Genomic DNA, 13,771 nt, shown 5'->3' with positions numbered 1-13,771 from the left:
GGATTTGACCCATGTTCAAGTATATCGGCGACATCGTTAAGGGCACCGGCACCCAGCTGCGCAGCCTGGCAATGGTGTTCTCCCACGGGTTCCGCAAGCGCGACACCCTGCAGTACCCCGAAGAACCCGTGTACCTGCCGCCGCGTTACCGCGGCCGCATCGTCCTCACCCGCGACCCCGATGGCGAGGAGCGCTGCGTAGCGTGCAACCTCTGCGCGGTGGCCTGCCCGGTTGGCTGCATTTCGCTGCAAAAGGCCGAGACAGAGGACGGCCGCTGGTACCCGGAGTTCTTCCGCATCAACTTCTCGCGTTGCATTTTCTGCGGCCTGTGTGAAGAAGCGTGCCCGACCACCGCGATCCAGCTGACTCCGGATTTCGAAATGGCCGAGTTCAAGCGTCAGGACCTGGTGTACGAGAAAGAAGATCTGCTGATCTCCGGCCCCGGCAAGAACCCTGACTACAACTTCTACCGTGTTGCGGGTATGGCAATCGCTGGCAAGCCGAAGGGCTCTGCACAGAACGAAGCCGAGCCGATCAACGTGAAGAGCTTGCTCCCATAAGGACAGAAAGATGGAATTCGCTTTCTACTTCGCATCCGGGATCGCCGTGGTCTCCACCCTTCGGGTGGTAACTGGCACCAACCCCGTGCACGCCTTGCTTTACCTGATCATTTCGCTGATTTCCGTGGCCATGATCTTCTTCGCCCTGGGTGCGCCGTTTGCCGGCGCCCTGGAAGTGATCGCCTACGCCGGCGCCATCATGGTGCTGTTCGTGTTCGTGGTGATGATGCTCAACCTCGGGCCGGCTTCGGTCGCCCAGGAACGGGGCTGGCTCAAGCCCGGTATCTGGGCCGGGCCGGTAATCCTCGGCACCCTGCTGCTGGCGGAGCTGCTGTACGTGCTGTTCGTCACCCCGAGTGGCGCCGGCATCAGCGGTACCACCGTGGGCCCGAAAGCCGTGGGCATCAGCCTGTTCGGCCCTTACCTGCTGGTGGTCGAACTGGCGTCGATGCTGCTGCTGGCTGCAGCCGTCACCGCCTTCCACCTGGGCCGCAACGAGGCGAAGGAGTAAATCATGGGTGCTATCCCTCTCGAGCATGGTCTGGCGGTCGCCGGCATCCTGTTCTGCTTAGGTCTGGTTGGCCTGATGGTCCGCCGCAACATCCTCTTCGTGCTCATGAGCCTGGAAGTCATGATGAACGCCTCTGCCCTGGCGTTCGTCGTCGCCGGTGCCCGTTGGGTCCAGCCCGACGGCCAGGTGATGTTCATTCTGGTGATCAGCCTGGCAGCCGCCGAGGCCAGCATTGGCCTGGCCATCCTGCTGCAGCTGTATCGCCGCTTCCACACTCTCGACATCGATGCTGCCAGTGAGATGCGCGGATGAACCTTCTCTTCCTGACTTTCGTCTTTCCCCTCATCGGCTTCCTGCTGCTGTCGTTCTCGCGCGGACGGTTCTCGGAGAACCTGTCCGCCCTGATCGGCGTCGGCTCGGTAGGCCTGTCGGCTGCCACGGCCGCCTACGTCATCTGGCAATTCAACGTTGCCCCGCCTGAAGGCGGCGCGTACAGCCAGCTGCTGTGGCAGTGGATGTCGGTGGATGGCTTCGCGCCGAACTTCACCCTGTACCTGGACGGCCTGTCGGTCACCATGCTCGGCGTAGTGACCGGTGTCGGTTTCCTGATCCACCTGTTCGCGTCCTGGTACATGCGTGGCGAAGCCGGCTACTCGCGCTTCTTCTCGTACACCAACCTGTTCATCGCCAGCATGCTGTTCCTGATCCTCGGCGATAACCTGCTGTTCATCTACTTCGGCTGGGAAGGCGTGGGCCTGTGCTCGTACCTGTTGATCGGTTTCTACTACAGCAACCGCAACAACGGTAACGCGGCACTCAAGGCATTCATCGTCACCCGTATCGGCGACGTGTTCATGGCCATCGGCCTGTTCATCCTGTTCGCCCAGCTGGGCACCCTGAACGTGCAGGAACTGCTGGTTCTGGCACCGCAGAAGTTCCAGGCTGGCGACACCTGGATGGTCCTGGCAACACTGATGCTGCTGGGTGGCGCGGTGGGTAAATCGGCCCAGCTGCCACTGCAGACCTGGCTGGCCGACGCGATGGCGGGCCCAACCCCGGTTTCGGCACTGATCCACGCCGCTACCATGGTAACCGCGGGCGTGTACCTGATCGCCCGTACCAACGGCCTGTTCCTGCTGGCGCCAGACATCCTGCACCTGGTAGGTGTGGTCGGTGGCGTGACCCTGGTACTGGCCGGCTTCGCCGCGCTGGTACAGACCGACATCAAGCGTATCCTCGCCTACTCGACCATGAGCCAGATCGGCTACATGTTCCTGGCCCTGGGCGTGGGTGCCTGGGACGCGGCAATCTTCCACCTGATGACCCACGCCTTCTTCAAGGCCCTGCTGTTCCTTGCCTCCGGTGCGGTGATCGTTGCCTGCCACCACGAGCAGAACATCTTCAAGATGGGCGGCCTGTGGAAGAAACTGCCGCTGGCCTACGCCAGCTTCGTGGTCGGTGGCGCGGCACTGGCGGCCCTGCCGATCGTGACCGTGGGCTTCTACTCCAAGGACGAGATCCTCTGGGAAGCCTTCGCCAGCGGTAACACCGGTCTGCTGTATGCCGGCCTGGTTGGCGCGTTCATGACCTCGCTGTACACCTTCCGCCTGATCTTCATCGCCTTCCACGGCGAAGCCAAGACCGAAGCCCACGCTGGCCACGGCATCAGCCACTGGCTGCCGCTGGGCGTGCTGATCGTGCTGTCGACCTTCGTTGGCGCCTGGATCACCCCACCGCTGGCGGGTGTGCTGCCGGAAAGCGCCGGCCATGCCGGTGGCGAAGCCAAGCACGCACTGGAGATCACCTCGGGTGCCATCGCCATCGCCGGTATCCTGCTGGCCGCCCTGCTGTTCCTGGGCAAGCGCCACTTCGTCAGCGCCGTAGCCAACAGTGGCATCGGTCGCGTCCTGTCGGCCTGGTGGTTCGCCGCCTGGGGCTTCGACTGGATCTACGACAAGCTTTTCGTCAAACCGTACCTGCTGATCAGCCACATCCTGCGCAAGGACCCGGTTGACCGCACCATCGGCCTGATTCCTCGGATGGCCCGTGGCGGCCACGTTGCCATGAGCAAGACCGAGACTGGCCAACTGCGCTGGTACACCGCCTCTATCGCCGTGGGTGCCGTGCTGGTGCTCGGTGCTGTGGTAGTGGCTGCGGTATGACTATGAATCTTGCGACTTTGCCAAAGGAAACCAACCCGTCATGATTTTGCCTTGGCTGATCCTGATCCCCTTCATCGGCGGCTTCCTGTGCTGGCTGGGTGAGCGCTTCGGCGCCACCCTGCCGCGCTGGATCGCGCTGCTGACCATGTCCCTGCTGCTTGGCATCGGCCTGTGGCTGTGGGGTACCGGCGACTACACCCTTGCGCCCGCCCCGGGCGCCGAACCCGCCTGGGCCCTGGAATACAAAGTCCAGTGGATCCAGCGCTTCGGCATCAGCATCCACCTGGCCCTTGACGGCCTGTCGCTGCTGATGATCCTGCTCACCGGCCTGCTCGGTGTGCTGTCGGTACTGTGTTCCTGGAAAGAGATCCAGCGCCACGTCGGCTTCTTCCACCTCAACCTGATGTGGATCCTCGGCGGCGTGGTCGGTGTGTTCCTGGCCCTGGACCTGTTCCTGTTCTTCTTCTTCTGGGAAATGATGCTGGTGCCGATGTACTTCCTCATCGCGCTCTGGGGTCACAGCTCGGCAGACGGCAAGAAGACCCGGATCTACGCGGCGACCAAGTTCTTCATCTTCACCCAGGCCAGCGGCCTGATCATGCTGGTGGCGATCCTGGGCCTGGTGCTGGTCAACTACAACACCACTGGCGTGCTCACCTTCAACTACAGCGACCTGCTCAAGGCCGAGCTGCCACCCGGTATCGAGTACGTGCTGATGCTGGGCTTCTTCATCGCCTTCGCGGTGAAGCTGCCGGTGGTGCCGTTCCACTCCTGGCTGCCTGACGCTCACGCCCAGGCACCGACCGCAGGTTCGGTGGACCTGGCGGGTATCTTGCTGAAGACTGCAGCCTACGGCCTGCTGCGCTTCGCCCTGCCGCTGTTCCCGAACGCCTCGGCCGAGTTCGCGCCGATCGCCATGACCCTGGGCCTGATCGGTATCTTCTACGGTGCCTTCCTGGCCTTCGCACAAACCGACATCAAGCGCCTGATCGCCTTCTCCAGCGTCTCGCACATGGGCTTCGTGCTGATCGGTATCTACTCCGGCAGCCAGCAGGCCCTGCAAGGTGCAGTTATCCAGATGCTGGCCCACGGCCTGTCGGCTGCGGCGCTGTTCATCCTGTCCGGCCAGCTGTACGAGCGCCTGCACACCCGTGACATGCGTCAGATGGGTGGCCTGTGGCACCGCATCGCTTACCTGCCGGCCATCAGCCTGTTCTTCGCAGCGGCATCGCTGGGCCTGCCAGGCACCGGCAACTTCGTCGGCGAGTTCCTGATCCTGATCGGCAGCTTCGTGCACGTACCGTGGATCACCGTGATTGCCACCACCGGCCTGGTGTTCGGTTCGGTGTACTCGCTGATCATGATCCACCGCGCCTACTTTGGCCCGGCCAAGGCCGACACCGTGCTGGCCGGCATGGACGGTCGCGAACTGATCATGGTTCTGGGTCTGGCGGTATTGCTGATCCTGCTGGGCGTGTATCCGCAGCCGTTCCTCGACACCTCTGCCGCCACCATGAGTGGTGTGCAGCAGTGGCTCGGATCCGCTTTCACTCAACTCGCTTCGGCCCGGTAAGAGCGCTATGGAATTCACCACTCAACACTTCATCGCATTGGCGCCGATGCTGATCACCACCATCACCACGGTGGTGGTGATGCTGGCGATCGCCTGGAAGCGCAACCACTCGCAGACCTTCCTGCTGTCCACCGTGGGCCTGAACCTGGCCCTGCTGTCGATCTTGCCGGCGCTGAAGGTCGCGCCGCTGGCGGTCACCTCGCTGATCACCATCGACAAGTTCGCCTGCCTGTACATGGCGATCATCCTTATAGCGACACTGGCCTGCGTCACCCTCGCCCACGCCTACCTCGGCGAAGGCTCCAAGGGTTTCCCGGGCAACCGTGAAGAACTGTACCTGTTGCTGCTGATGTCGGCCCTCGGTGGCCTGGTGCTGGTCAGCGCCAACCACCTGGCGGGCCTGTTCATCGGCCTGGAGCTGCTGTCGGTACCGGTTTACGGCCTGGTGGCGTATGCCTTCTTCAACAAGCGATCGCTGGAAGCCGGTATCAAGTACATGGTGCTGTCGGCCGCAGGCTCGGCTTTCCTGCTGTTCGGCATGGCCCTGCTGTACGCCGACGCCGGCAGCCTGAGCTTCGACCAGATCGGCAAGGCCCTGGCTACCACCAGCATGCCAAGCCTGGTGGCCCAGCTGGGCCTGGGCATGATGCTGGTCGGCCTGGCCTTCAAGCTGTCGCTGGTACCGTTCCATCTGTGGACCCCGGACGTGTACGAAGGCGCTCCGGCGCCGGTCGCCGCGTTCCTGGCAACCGCCAGCAAGGTGGCAGTATTCGCCGTTGTGGTACGCCTGTTCATGCTCTCCCCTGCTGCCAGCAGCGGCGTGCTCAGCACTGTACTGGCGGTGATTGCCGTAGCCTCGATCCTGATTGGTAACCTGCTGGCGCTGACCCAGAGCAACCTCAAGCGTCTGCTGGGTTACTCGTCCATCGCCCACTTCGGTTACCTGGTCATCGCGTTGGTCGCCAGCAAGGGCCTGGCCCTGGAAGCCATGGGCGTGTACCTGGTCACCTACGTGATCACCAGCCTGGGCGCCTTCGGCGTCATCACCCTGATGTCCTCGCCATACGGCGGCCGCGACGCCGACGCACTGTACGAGTACCGTGGCCTGTTCTGGCGCCGCCCGTACCTGACTGCGGTACTGACCGTGATGATGCTGTCGCTGGCGGGTATCCCGCTGACCGCCGGCTTCATCGGCAAGTTCTACATCATCGCTACCGGCGTCGAATCGCACCTGTGGTGGTTGGTCGGTGCGCTGGTGATCGGTAGCGCCATCGGCGTGTACTACTACCTGCGCGTCATGGTTACCCTGTACCTGGTCGAGCCGAACCTGCGCCGTCACGACGCCCCGCTGAAGTGGGAACAACGCACCGGCGGCGTCATGCTGCTGGCTATCGCCATTCTCGCTTTCGTACTTGGCGTGTACCCGCAGCCCCTGCTGGACCTGGTTCAGCAAGCGGGCCTGCAACTGATCGGTTGATCACCCCGGCAGCCCCAGTAACAGAAAACACCCCGCCTAGGCGGGGTGTTTTTTTATCTGCACCTTTTGTTACCTGCTCCCAATGGTGCCTCACTCACTCGGGCTGCCTTGGCCTGCACCCGGCAAAGCGGCCTTGCGCAAATCACCATTGGCCGAAGGCAGGTACACTTCCGGGTTGGGCATGCCGCTGGGAGAAAGTTCATGGGTCATTTCGAATTCAGCGCGTACTGACCATCCACACGCCTCGGTGGTGCATTGCAAATAAGCGATTCGCAGGAAAATATGGCGCCCTTCGCTAGTACGTATACGCATCCGGCTGTGGCAATGCGGGCAAACCAGCTTGTAAGTACTCACGGCAAGTACCTGCTAGCATTGCTCAGGCTAGCCTGTGTGTCAGTATTGGCTGCAACTGTGGGTGTATTCTTCAATTTGGTGGTTCTCACTGCAGAAGTGCTCCTTAAAACGCAGGGCTGTATTCATAACGAGTAGTTTAAGCCCATGGAATATCATTAAACCAGTCATGGATATTTGTTATGAGTACTCACGGACTTGCTGCGGTGCTCACGCGCCTTAAGCTTCTCACTGATGCACAAACTGATGCCGAGTTGTCACGTGCACTGTCGGTCAGCCCGCAAACGCTGAGCAGCTGGAAGGTTCGCGAAAGCATTCCTTACTCACTTTGCATAGACATTGCCAAAAAGCATGCATGCTCACTGGACTGGCTATTGCTGGGCCAAGCCGAACACAACGCCGCCGCCCCAAGTGATGCGGGCTGGGAGTGCGACATGCTCGAACGGCTACGCACGCTCTCGCCCAGCGATCGTCAGGCCATCCTGCTGCTCATCAAGGACAAGCAGCGCATCCAGCAGTTGGAACAGCAACTGAGTGAGCTCGGCGGCGCAGCCAGAGCCTAACCTCGACGGCGCCAGCGCTGGATAAGTTCGCGTGGGTCGAGTGTATCCAGCCAGACCATGACCTTGAGGCTGATGGGGATCACCACCACAGCGGCCACGAATGCCGCCATGCCCCGGCTCAGCAAAGGCACCAATGACGAAACCAGTGGCTCGAACAAATGGCCCACGCCCACGGTCACGAATAGCAGCAGCAGTTTCTTGGCCAGTGTCAGGCGCCTGGCCTCACTCGTGATCAATCGATCGCGTGCCGCGCTCACCAACAATGCTCCCAGTAGCGCGGCGAACAGCACATCGCCATCCACACCCAGGAACGCCACCAATGCTGGGGCCAGGCTGTCGAAAACAGATACCTCAGGCATGGGCCTGCCCTCCGCGCGGAACAGGCAGGCAGGTGGTTGAACCCAGGCTATACATGACCGCCGCTTCGACAAAACGGATGTAGCACACCCGCAAGGCACGCCCATGATCATGCCCGGCTACATCATCGAGGCGCTTGTAACCCCGCTCTCGCAGTGCTGACCGCCAGCGGGCGAATTCGCGTGCTGCCTCGATAGCAGCGCAGCGCGCGGCCACTTCCAAAGCAGCTTCACTGACAGACCGCGGCAGTTGCAGGTGCTCCCGCAACCTGCACAAATCCACCCGCGGCCAGAACGGGTCATGGCAATCGGCAAAGCGCGGTAGCCGAGGATCGTTGCTCATGCGCTACCCCCTTACTGCTCGGCCAGCATGCCGTAGCGAATGGCCTTGATCACAGCGGCCACCCGGGTAGGCACTTCAAATTTGCGCAGGATGTTGGACACGTGAAAATTCACCGTCGACTCCTTGCATTCAAGGATCTGGCCGATCTCCCAAGAGCTCTTGCCATAAGCACACCACAACAGCACTTGCTGTTCACGTGGCGTCAGACGAACCGGGGCGTCCGCCAAGGGTTGCTGCGAGTGTCGAGCGTTGTCAGTCATGTTTGAACTCCACGGGTGATTGAGCGGGGCATCACTGCCTACCTGCAGTCACCTTACGAAGCGCAGGCCACCCGCCTCCACCGCCGGGGTTTGTAAAGAACTTTCATACAAGACCGCGTGACGAAGGATGTGCACGATTTGCCGACTTTCTGCGTGCTCCAAGCCGCATTTCGCTCGTCTCAACGCCGTTGTCCATTCGCCTTTCGCCTGGAGTCGTACAATGCGTTCCGATTTACCCCTCTCATCCTGCCTCGCTCTGCTGGCGGCCCTGACTGCCACCCAGCCCGCGCTGGGGGCATCCGCGGTCGAATTGGGCCGGGTGCTGATCACCGATGAGGAGCAGAACGAGCTGACGGCAGCCGGCGAGCGCCTGCGTGAAGTACCGGGAGCCAGCAACCTGATAGACATGCAGCGCGTGGGGCAAGGTCGCGTGGCCAGCAACCAAGACGTGCTGGCCTACCAGCCTGGGGTGTTCGCCCAATCGGCAGGCAACGATGGCATCAAGTTGTCGATACGCGGCTCGGGCATCAACCGTGCACCGGGGGCGCATGGTTCTGGCGTATACACGATGTTCGACGGCCTGCCGCTGACCGGCCCGGGCGGCACGCCTTACGAGTTGTTCGAACCGCTGTGGCTGAGCCGTGCCGAAGTGCTGCGTGGCGCCAATGGCTTTGACCAAGGCGCCCTGGCCCTGGGCGGCGCGATCAACTATGTCACCCACACCGGCTACGACGCGCCTGCACTGCAAGTGCGCTACGAGGTCGGCAGCCGCGGCTACCAGCACCGGCACATCAGTTCGGGCCAGGTGCTGGGCGATCTCGACTATTACGTGGCCCTGACCGATTCGGAATACGACGGCTACCAGGCGCACAGCAGTGGCAGCGCCAAGGGCATTGCCGCCAATGTCGGTTACCGCTTCAACCCCAACCTGGAAACCCGCTTCTACCTGCGCTACCGGGAAACTGAAAACGAACTGCCCGGGCGCCTCACCAAAGACCAGATCAAGCACCACCCGCGTGCGGCCAACCCCTCTTATCTGGCCCGCGACGACAGCCGCCCGCAGCCAGGCAGCACCTGGGTGGGCAACAAGACCACCTTCTACCTCGACGACGAGGCGCGCCTGGAAGCCGGCCTGGTCTATCACGACTACCCGATGGACCTGCGCGAGGGCCCCATGCGCCTTAAGGTCGCCTACACCGATGTCAGCGGCACACTGAACTATTTCCGCCGCGACACCCTGTTCGGCCGTGAGAGCAAGACCACCGTCGGCTGGCGTACCACCAAGCACCTGCCCAACAGCGGCGCTTCGCAATTTACCCGCAATGGCGATGTGTTCGGCGAGCGCACCCGTGACTTCACCTACCAGGGCTCGGACACCGTGCTGCATGTCGGCAACGACCTGGAACTGGTCCCCAACCTGTGGCTGAGCACCGGCCTGGCCATGATCTACACGCGCCGCGAAAGTGACGTGACCTACCCCGCCGAAGGCGGCAAGGTGAGCATGCATGACTGGGACTATGCACCCCGCCTGGGGCTGCGCTACGACATTCGCCCGGACTTGCAGGTGTACGGCAACCTGAGCCGCTCGGTAGAGCCGCCACACCCGTGGTCGTTGATCTGGAGCGCGCCCAGCACAGGCGGCAAGCAGATCCAGCCGATCGAAATGCAGAACCAGACAGCCACCACCCTGGAACTGGGCGCCCGTGGCGACTCGGCGTTCGGCCGCTGGGACCTGGCCTGGTACTACTCGCAAGTACGCCATGAACTGCTGGCCGTTGAGGTAGTGCCGAACTTCACCTCGGAGTTCAACGCCAGCGCTACCGTGCACCAAGGCGTTGAAGCCGGCCTCGACAGCACCCTGTGGGAACGCGCGGGCACTGGCAAGCTGAGCGTGCGCCAGGCCTACACCTTCAGCGACTTCCACTACCGTGATGACGACAGGTTTGGCGACAACCGTCTGCCCGGTATCCCCATGCACTACTACCAGGCCGAGCTGCGCTATGACTGGCCGAGCGGCTTCTATGCCGGGGTCAACACGCAAATGGCCTCGAAGGTGCAAGTGGACTACGCCAACAGCTACCATGCGGATGAATATGCCTTGCTCGGCGCGCGCGTTGGCTGGGACTCACCGAAACAGGACTGGCAGACCTGGCTGGACCTGCGCAACCTGACCAACCAGCGCTATGCAGCGACCGTGACGCCGGCCTACAACGACGCAGGCAAGGACAATGCCCGTTCGACACCGGGCGAAGGGTTTGGCGTATACGCCGGGGTTGCCTACAGCTTCCGCTAACGCACAGCCCCTTGCAGGAGCGGGTAACCCCGCTCCTGCAAGGGGCTGTGCACATCATGATCTGGAGTTCAGACCGCCCTGTTCAACTTCACCCATGAAGCAAACCTGTCGACAAACGCCTGCAAGAACGGTCGCGTCTTGTCGTTGAGCTTGCCCGAATCCTCGAACAGGCTCGCCGCGCCGCCAATGTAAGCCTCGGGCATCTGCATGCAGGGCATGTCGAGAAACACCAGCGACTGGCGCACCGCATGGTTGGCGCCAAAGCCCCCAATAGCCCCCGGCGACACACTCACCACCGCCGTCGGCTTGCCGCTCCAGGCACTTTGCCCGTATGGGCGCGAGCCCACATCGATGGCATTTTTCAGGCAGCCCGGCACCGAGCGGTTGTATTCCGGGGTGACGAACAGCACCGCATCACTGCGGCGGATCTCATCGCGAAAACGCTTCCAGGTCTCCGGTGGCGCCTCGGCTTCGATATCTTCGTTGTACAGCGGCAGGTCGCCAATCTCGACGATCCTCAAGGCAAGGCTGGACGGCGCCAGCTCCGTAAGTGCGCGGGCGACCTTGCGGTTGTAGGACTCCTTGCGCAAGCTACCGACGACGACTGCTACCGAATACACCTGGCTCATGGCAATTCCAACCTTTGCGGGGTAAAGAGACGTTGTAGTTATAGATGACCGTTCTCCGGCGCCTAAGTTTTTTTCCGCAGGGCGAAAACTTCCGAGGCTATTTCACGGTCTATGCCTTCATACATTTCCTACGTAATTCAGAGGTTTCCACCCAAATGGCAGCAGTAATGGTCGGCCAATTCCACGCCCGTGACGCCGAAGGCCGCATCTACCCCGTGCACGAGTTCCAGGAATCCACCCTGCAACTCGACGGCAGCACGCTGGGCGCCCCCATCACCACCTATCGCCTGGCCATCGGCGACAAGGTCAACCACCTGGGTGATAACCGTTTCGAACTGGCACGCTCCGGCGTCGAGATCACGCGCATTCCGTGATGCAATCCACGGTGTAGCGGCCCCCTTCGTGCTGCAGGCCGTGCACATCGGCGACAAACCCGGGAAAGCCTTGGTTGAATGCTCGGGCGAATGCCAGGTAGTCAAGGATCGAGCGGGTCGCCTCGGTGAACCGCTCACCCGGCATGATCAACGGGATGCCAGGCGGGTACGGCACCAGCATCACTGCCGCCACACGCCCCAGCAGTGCCTCGATCGGCACCGCCTCTACCTCCCCACGCACCATTTTGTCATAGGCCTGGGCCGGGCTTACCGCCACCTCCGGCAAATGGGTGAACAGCCGCTTCAGCTGTTTGGCCGTGGCATTGGCGCGATAGCAGTCATGTAACTGGTCGCACAGGTCGCGCAGGCCCATGCCCTGGTAGCGTAAGGCGTCGGCAGCCCCCACGCTCGGCAGGCAACTGCTGAGCGGGGTGTTGCCGTCATAGTGGCGCTTGAACTCCAGCAGCTCGGTGAGCAGGGTGCTCCACTTGCCCTTGGTGATGCCCATGGAAAACAGTACCAGGAAACTGTACAGGCCCGTTTTTTCCACCACCAGCCCGCGTTCCCAGAGAAACTTGCTGACTACCGCCGCCGGGATGCCGCGCGCGCCCAGCACACCGTCTGCGCTCAGCCCCGGCATTACCAAGGTCACTTTCAGCGGGTCGAGCAGCACATAATCGGCCGCCACTTCAGCAAAGCCATGCCATTGCGCCCCCGGCTGCAGCAACCAGTCCTGCGCAGCCAGACGGGGGATGCCCTCGGCGCTTGGCGGCTGCCAGATGCTGAACCACCAGTCCTCAGCGGCAATGTGCTCACGCAGGTTGGCCAGGGCACGACGAAAACTCAACGCTTCGTCGAACATCTCCTGCAGCAGCGAGCGTCCGGCCGGCCCTTCCATCATGGTCGAAGCCACATCCAGCGAGGCGAGAATGCTGTATTGCGGCGAGGTAGAGATGTGCATCATGAACGCTTCGTTGAAACGGTCCCGATCCAGCTGCCGCCTGGCGCCGTCCTGCACATGAATCATCGAGGCCTGGCTGAACGCCGCCAGCAGCTTGTGGGTGGAATGGGTGCTGAACACCAGCGGGCTGTCTGCCGCGCACGCGGTGCCCATGGCGTAACGCCCGGTGAAGAAGTCGTGGAATGCGGCATAGGCAAACCAGGCCTCGTCGAAGTGCAGCACCTCGACACTGGTACCCAGGGCCTGCTTGATCAGCCCGGCGTGGTAACACAGCCCGTCGTAGGTGGAGTTGGTCACGACCGCCAGCTTGATGCGCTGCCCACGATCACGGGCAAGGGGGTTGGCCTGGATCTTCGCAGCGATCGCCTCGGGGCTGAACTCGCTGAGCGGGATCGGCCCGATGATGCCCAGTTCGTTGCGCTCCGGGCACAGGTACAGCGGGATGGCCCCCGTCATGATGATCGCGTGCACTACCGACTTGTGACAATTGCGATCCACCAGTACCAGGTCGTCACGGCCGACCATGGCGTGCCAGACAATCTTGTTGGCCGTGGAGGTGCCATTGATGACGAAGAAGGTATGGTCGGCACCGAAGTTGCGCGCCGCCCTGGCCTCGGCTTCGGCCAGTGGGCCTGTGTGGTCGAGCAGCGAACCCAGCTCCGGTACGGAAACGGACAGGTCCGAGCGCAGGGTGTTTTCCCCGAAGAACTGGTGAAAGGCTTGGCCTACCGGGCTTTTATGATAGGCCACACCGCCACCATGGCCCGGGGTGTGCCAGGAATAGTTGGACTGCGCGGTGTGCTGCACCAGTGCCTTGAAGAACGGCGGTAGCAGGCCATCAAGGTAGGTGTGTGCAGCACGCGCCACCTGGCGGGCGAGAAACGGCACGGTGTCTTCGAACAGGTAAAGGATGCCACGCAACTGATTGAGTTCGCTCATGGCTTCGGCGGGGGCATTTTCCAAGGTCACCTGCTCGCCCAGGGCGAAGATCGGCAGGTTGGGTGCACGCAGGCGGGCCAGGCGGATCAGCTCGGCCATGTTCTGCAACAAATGGGTGTTCTCGCCAACGCCCTCGGCAGCAATCAGCATGCAGGCCAGACCGTGGTGGGTGGCGGCGACCAGGCGTGCTTCGGCGTGGTCAGCTGCGGCGAGAATGGCAAAGCCATCCTGGCGCAGTTCCTCGGCGATACCCCGCACGCGCTCGCCGGCAACACTGTCGGCCTTGATGGCGCGGTGGACGATGAGGATCGGGAACTTGAGGTCCTTGTACATCAGGCGGCTACCTCCGAAGGACATGGCGTCCATTTCAGGGTAGTTGACGTGCCTGCCTTGAGTGTTGGGTGTTGCTGAGATCGAGC

15 protein-coding genes are annotated in these 13,771 nt (G+C 62.2%); 9 read left to right on the top strand and 6 right to left on the bottom strand.

Translation table 11 applies throughout. The annotated features are described in order from the left end of the window. Positions 1–11: 11 nt before the first annotated feature. From nuoI to nuoN, 6 genes are read left to right on the top strand one after another with little or no spacing between them, the layout of a single operon-like run. Positions 12–560, top strand: coding sequence for an NADH-quinone oxidoreductase subunit NuoI (gene nuoI / locus ACF8EA_RS17250; RefSeq protein WP_003251442.1), 549 nt, complete (start codon positions 12–14; stop codon positions 558–560). 10 nt (positions 561–570) lie between these two features. Further along, complete coding sequence (gene nuoJ, locus ACF8EA_RS17245; RefSeq protein ID WP_021783223.1) at positions 571–1,071, top strand: NADH-quinone oxidoreductase subunit J; 501 nt, start codon at positions 571–573, stop codon at positions 1,069–1,071. 3 nt (positions 1,072–1,074) lie between these two features. After that, positions 1,075–1,383, top strand: a complete 309-nt coding sequence (gene nuoK / locus ACF8EA_RS17240) for an NADH-quinone oxidoreductase subunit NuoK (RefSeq protein ID WP_003251446.1) — start codon at positions 1,075–1,077, stop codon at positions 1,381–1,383. Continuing rightward, a complete protein-coding gene (nuoL, locus tag ACF8EA_RS17235; RefSeq protein ID WP_176682212.1) occupies positions 1,380–3,233 on the top strand; it encodes an NADH-quinone oxidoreductase subunit L in 1,854 nt (617 codons plus the stop codon). The genes nuoK and nuoL overlap by 4 nt, the downstream gene beginning before the upstream one ends. A gap of 40 nt (positions 3,234–3,273) precedes the next feature. Then, entirely contained in the window at positions 3,274–4,806 is a 1,533-nt protein-coding gene (gene nuoM / locus ACF8EA_RS17230) for an NADH-quinone oxidoreductase subunit M (RefSeq protein ID WP_392522732.1), read from the top strand. A gap of 7 nt (positions 4,807–4,813) precedes the next feature. After that, the gene (gene nuoN / locus ACF8EA_RS17225; RefSeq protein WP_021783225.1) at positions 4,814–6,283 is read left to right on the top strand and encodes an NADH-quinone oxidoreductase subunit NuoN; all 1,470 of its coding nucleotides are present in this window, start codon (positions 4,814–4,816) and stop codon (positions 6,281–6,283) included. Between the two features lie 90 nt (positions 6,284–6,373). Here the strand turns inward: nuoN and ACF8EA_RS17220 are convergent, their stop codons facing one another. Then, complete coding sequence (locus tag ACF8EA_RS17220; protein WP_010954906.1) at positions 6,374–6,637, bottom strand: ogr/Delta-like zinc finger family protein; 264 nt, start codon at positions 6,635–6,637, stop codon at positions 6,374–6,376. A gap of 179 nt (positions 6,638–6,816) precedes the next feature. On the opposite strand from ACF8EA_RS17220, the gene ACF8EA_RS17215 reads away from it, so the two are divergent. Further along, positions 6,817–7,197, top strand: a complete 381-nt coding sequence (locus ACF8EA_RS17215) for a helix-turn-helix domain-containing protein (RefSeq protein ID WP_392522731.1) — start codon at positions 6,817–6,819, stop codon at positions 7,195–7,197. On the opposite strand, the gene ACF8EA_RS17210 is transcribed toward ACF8EA_RS17215, so the two are convergent. The 3 genes from ACF8EA_RS17210 to ACF8EA_RS17200 are packed head-to-tail and all read right to left on the bottom strand — an operon-like array spanning position 7,194 to position 8,156. Further along, the gene (locus tag ACF8EA_RS17210; RefSeq protein ID WP_021783228.1) at positions 7,194–7,556 is read right to left on the bottom strand and encodes a hypothetical protein; all 363 of its coding nucleotides are present in this window, start codon (positions 7,554–7,556) and stop codon (positions 7,194–7,196) included. The genes ACF8EA_RS17215 and ACF8EA_RS17210 overlap by 4 nt on opposite strands. After that, a complete protein-coding gene (locus ACF8EA_RS17205; protein WP_392522729.1) occupies positions 7,549–7,896 on the bottom strand; it encodes a head completion/stabilization protein in 348 nt (115 codons plus the stop codon). The genes ACF8EA_RS17210 and ACF8EA_RS17205 overlap by 8 nt, the downstream gene beginning before the upstream one ends. A gap of 11 nt (positions 7,897–7,907) precedes the next feature. Next, positions 7,908–8,156, bottom strand: a complete 249-nt coding sequence (locus ACF8EA_RS17200; RefSeq protein WP_003251454.1) for a helix-turn-helix domain-containing protein — start codon at positions 8,154–8,156, stop codon at positions 7,908–7,910. A gap of 220 nt (positions 8,157–8,376) precedes the next feature. Between ACF8EA_RS17200 and ACF8EA_RS17195 the strand changes: the two genes are divergently transcribed. Continuing rightward, complete coding sequence (locus ACF8EA_RS17195; RefSeq protein WP_392522727.1) at positions 8,377–10,449, top strand: TonB-dependent receptor family protein; 2,073 nt, start codon at positions 8,377–8,379, stop codon at positions 10,447–10,449. A 68-nt stretch (positions 10,450–10,517) separates the two neighbouring features. Here ACF8EA_RS17195 and chrR read toward each other — a convergent pair whose 3' ends face one another. Further along, positions 10,518–11,078 carry a class I chromate reductase ChrR gene (gene chrR, locus ACF8EA_RS17190; RefSeq protein ID WP_392522725.1) on the bottom strand — a complete coding sequence of 187 codons (561 nt, stop codon included), beginning with the start codon at positions 11,076–11,078 and terminating at the stop codon, positions 10,518–10,520. 155 nt (positions 11,079–11,233) lie between these two features. Here chrR and ACF8EA_RS17185 point away from each other — a divergent pair, with 155 nt between their 5' ends. Next, positions 11,234–11,452, top strand: a complete 219-nt coding sequence (locus ACF8EA_RS17185) for a hypothetical protein (RefSeq protein WP_003251457.1) — start codon at positions 11,234–11,236, stop codon at positions 11,450–11,452. Here ACF8EA_RS17185 and ACF8EA_RS17180 read toward each other — a convergent pair. Beyond that, complete coding sequence (locus ACF8EA_RS17180; RefSeq protein WP_103444852.1) at positions 11,436–13,685, bottom strand: Orn/Lys/Arg decarboxylase N-terminal domain-containing protein; 2,250 nt, start codon at positions 13,683–13,685, stop codon at positions 11,436–11,438. The two genes, ACF8EA_RS17185 and ACF8EA_RS17180, sit on opposite strands and share 17 nt — an antisense overlap. Positions 13,686–13,771: the final 86 nt, after the last annotated feature.

This window comes from Pseudomonas sp. YQ_5 (assembly GCF_043103305.1).
GTDB classification, from domain to species: Bacteria; Pseudomonadota; Gammaproteobacteria; order Pseudomonadales; family Pseudomonadaceae; genus Aquipseudomonas; species Aquipseudomonas putida_Y.
The sequence above is the reverse complement of the archived record's forward strand: the minus strand, read 5'-3'. Positions and strand labels throughout refer to the sequence as shown.